At 74.8% G+C, this 2857-nt stretch carries 2 protein-coding genes; both read right to left on the bottom strand.

Translation table 11 applies throughout. The features are described from left to right. Positions 1–98: 98 nt before the first annotated feature. Positions 99–2141: an ABC transporter ATP-binding protein gene (locus H5J30_RS25375; RefSeq protein ID WP_181789673.1), complete on the bottom strand. Its 2043-nt coding sequence runs from the start codon at positions 2139–2141 to the stop codon at positions 99–101. A 34-nt stretch (positions 2142–2175) separates the two neighbouring features. Continuing rightward, the coding region (locus H5J30_RS25370) for an MFS transporter (RefSeq protein ID WP_508470701.1) at positions 2176–2857 on the bottom strand (682 nt) is incomplete at its 5' end.

Genomic DNA, 2857 nt, shown 5'->3' with positions numbered 1-2857 from the left:
GGGCGCGGGCAGCAGGTCCTGGTCGAAAGGGTCGGTCCGCGGGCGCGGGCGGTCGTCGTCCGGCTCCTCGCCGCCGGGTCTTTCGGTGACCGTCGCCGTCATCGCTGCTCCCCCTCCTCGCCGTGTGCGGCCCCGGCCGCGTCCTGCGTCCGCTCCTCCGTCACGCCCGCCATCAGCGCGCGGTACTCCCCACTGCCGTGCAGTAGTTCGTCGTGCGTGCCCACCGCCGCGACCCGGCCGCCGGACAGCAGCGCCACCCGGTCCGCGAGCAGCACCGTCGACGGGCGGTGCGCGACGACCAGCGCCGTGGTCGTCGCCAGCACGCGCCGCAGCGCGGCCTCCACCAGGGCCTCGGTGTGCACGTCGAGCGCCGACAGCGGGTCGTCGAGCACGAGGAAGCGGGGCCGGCCCACGATCGCCCGGGCCAGCGCGAGGCGCTGGCGCTGGCCGCCGGAGAGGCTGAGCCCCTGCTCGCCGACCTCGGTGCGGTGGCCGTCGGGCAGCTGGTGCACGAAGTCGGCCTGCGCGATGTCCAACGCCCGCAGCAGGTCGTGCTCTTCGGCCTCGTACGAGCCCATGAGCACGTTCTCGCCGGCGGTGGCGGAGAAGAGGGTCGGCTCCTCGAACGCCACGGCGACCAGCTCGCGCAGCTCGTCGCGGGGCAGGCCGGTGATGTCGCGGCCGTCGAGGCTGATGCGGCCGGCGGTCGGTTCGTACAGCCGCGGGACGAGCGCGGTGAGCGTCGTCTTGCCGCTGCCGGTGGCGCCGACGAGGGCGAGGGTCTCGCCGGAGCGCACGTGCAGGTCGACGCCGTCGAGTACGGGCGCGGTGTCCGGCCCGGCGTCGGGGTGGCGGAAGACGACGCCCGTGAAGCGGATGCCGTCGGCGGCCGGCGGCGGGGTGTCCGGTTCCGGCGCGGACCCGTCGCGCTGCGCCGGGACGGAGGCGGCGGCAGGGCCGGGCGAGGCGCCCGGGGCGGCCTTGACGGTGCCGACAGTGCCGACAGTGCCGACAGTGCCGACAGTGCTGGCGGTGCTCGCGGTGCCGGCGGATCTGCGGTCCGCCGCGTCGGCCTCCGGCTCGTCCAGCACCTCGAAGTAGCGGTCCGCCGCGGTCGCCGCCTCGTTGCACATCGCAAGCAGGAACCCGATCGACTCCACCGGCCAGCGCAGCGCCATCGCCGTGGACAGGAACGCCACCAGCGTCCCCGCCGACAGGTCGCCGTCCGCGACCTGCATCGTGCCCAGCACCAGCGCCGCGCCGATCGCCAGCTCCGGCAGCGTCATGATCAGCGCCCAGATCCCGGCCAGCAGCCGCGCCTTGTGCAGCTCGGTGCCGCGCAGTTCGTGCGTCAGCCGGTGGAACGCCTGCGCCTGGCTGCGGTGCCGGCCGAAGCCCTTGACGATGCGGATGCCGAGCACCGCCTCCTCGACGACCGTCGTCAGGTCGCCGACCTGGTCCTGCGCCCGGCGCGCGGCACCGAAGAAGCGCCGTTCGAAGGCCGAGCAGAGCGCCACCAGCGGGATCACCGGCGCCAGCAGCACGAGCCCGAGCGTCCACTCCTGGGCCAGCAGGACCGCGCAGCCGACCGCGATGGTCGTACCGTTGACCACCAGGAACGTCAGCGGGAAGGCCAGGAACATCCGGATCAGCTGGAGGTCCGTCGTGCCGCGGGAGAGCAGCTGGCCGGAGGCCCAGCGGTCGTGGAAGGACACCGGCAGCCGCTGCAGATGCCGGTACAGGCTCGCCCGCATCGCCGCCTCCACCCCGGCCAGAGGGCGCGCCACCAGCCACCGGCGGAAGCCGAACAGCACCGCCTCCGCGACGCCGAGCGCGAGGATCAGCAGCCCGCCGAGCCAGACGCCCGCCGGGTCGCGGTCGGCCACCGGGCCGTCCACGAGCCACTTGAGCACCAGCGGGATCACCAGCCCGATGCACGACGCGACGATCGCCACGCCGGCGGCCGAGAACAGCCGCACCCGCACCGGGCGGACGTACGGCCACAGCCGCAGCAGCGAGCGGACCGCGGAGCGGTCCTCCGCGCCGCCCGGCGGCGGTCCTTCGAGGTCGGGGCCGGTACCGGCGGCGGTCGTGGAGTCGGCGGGATCGGGCTCTTCGGTGTGTACGGCGGCGGCAGGCATCGTCCCCGAGCCTACGTAAGGGCAGGCTTGCCCCTCACCCCGTTTTCGCGTCTCCTGACCTGCCGGTCATACGCGCATCCGCCCGCAGCGCGTCCGCTTCGAGCGGTTCCCTGCGGTTTCCGTCCGCTCTGCGCAGGTTGCGTATCGCCGGTACGGAGAGCAGCGCGGTCGCCGTCAGCACCGCCAGCACCCCGTTGAACACCAGCACCTCGTGCGCGCCGAACGCCGCCGACGCCGGCCCGGCGAGGGCGTTGCCGACGGGCAGCATGGCGACCGAGCCGGCGATCTCGTACGCGTTCACACGGCTCAGCGCCGCGGGCGGCACCTGCGTCTGCACGCTCGTCGCCCACATCACGCCCCAGAAGGCCAGCGCCGCCCCGGCCACCGCCATCCCCCCGGCGATCGCCGGCACCGGCAACTGCAGCCCCACCGCCGCCGGCTGGGCGCCGAAGCCGAGCGCCGCGACCTCCCCGGCGCGCAGCGGGCGGACCGGCCGCACCCGCAGCGCGACCAGGCCGCCGACGACCATCCCCGCACCCATCGCGGAGTTCACGGCGCCGTACGCCCCGGCCCCGTACTCCTCGACCACCTGCGCCGCGACCAGCGGCACAGTCGGGCCCCAGGAGCCGATCATGAAGACCATCCAGATCGCGATGACCGCCCACATCCAGGTGCGGGAGGAGAACTCGCGCCAGCCCACCGCCAGATCGGCCCGG

The organism is Streptomyces phytophilus (assembly GCF_013870535.1).
GTDB lineage: Bacteria > Actinomycetota > Actinomycetes > Streptomycetales > Streptomycetaceae > Streptomyces > Streptomyces phytophilus.
This window is presented reverse-complemented; position numbering and strand designations above follow the sequence as displayed.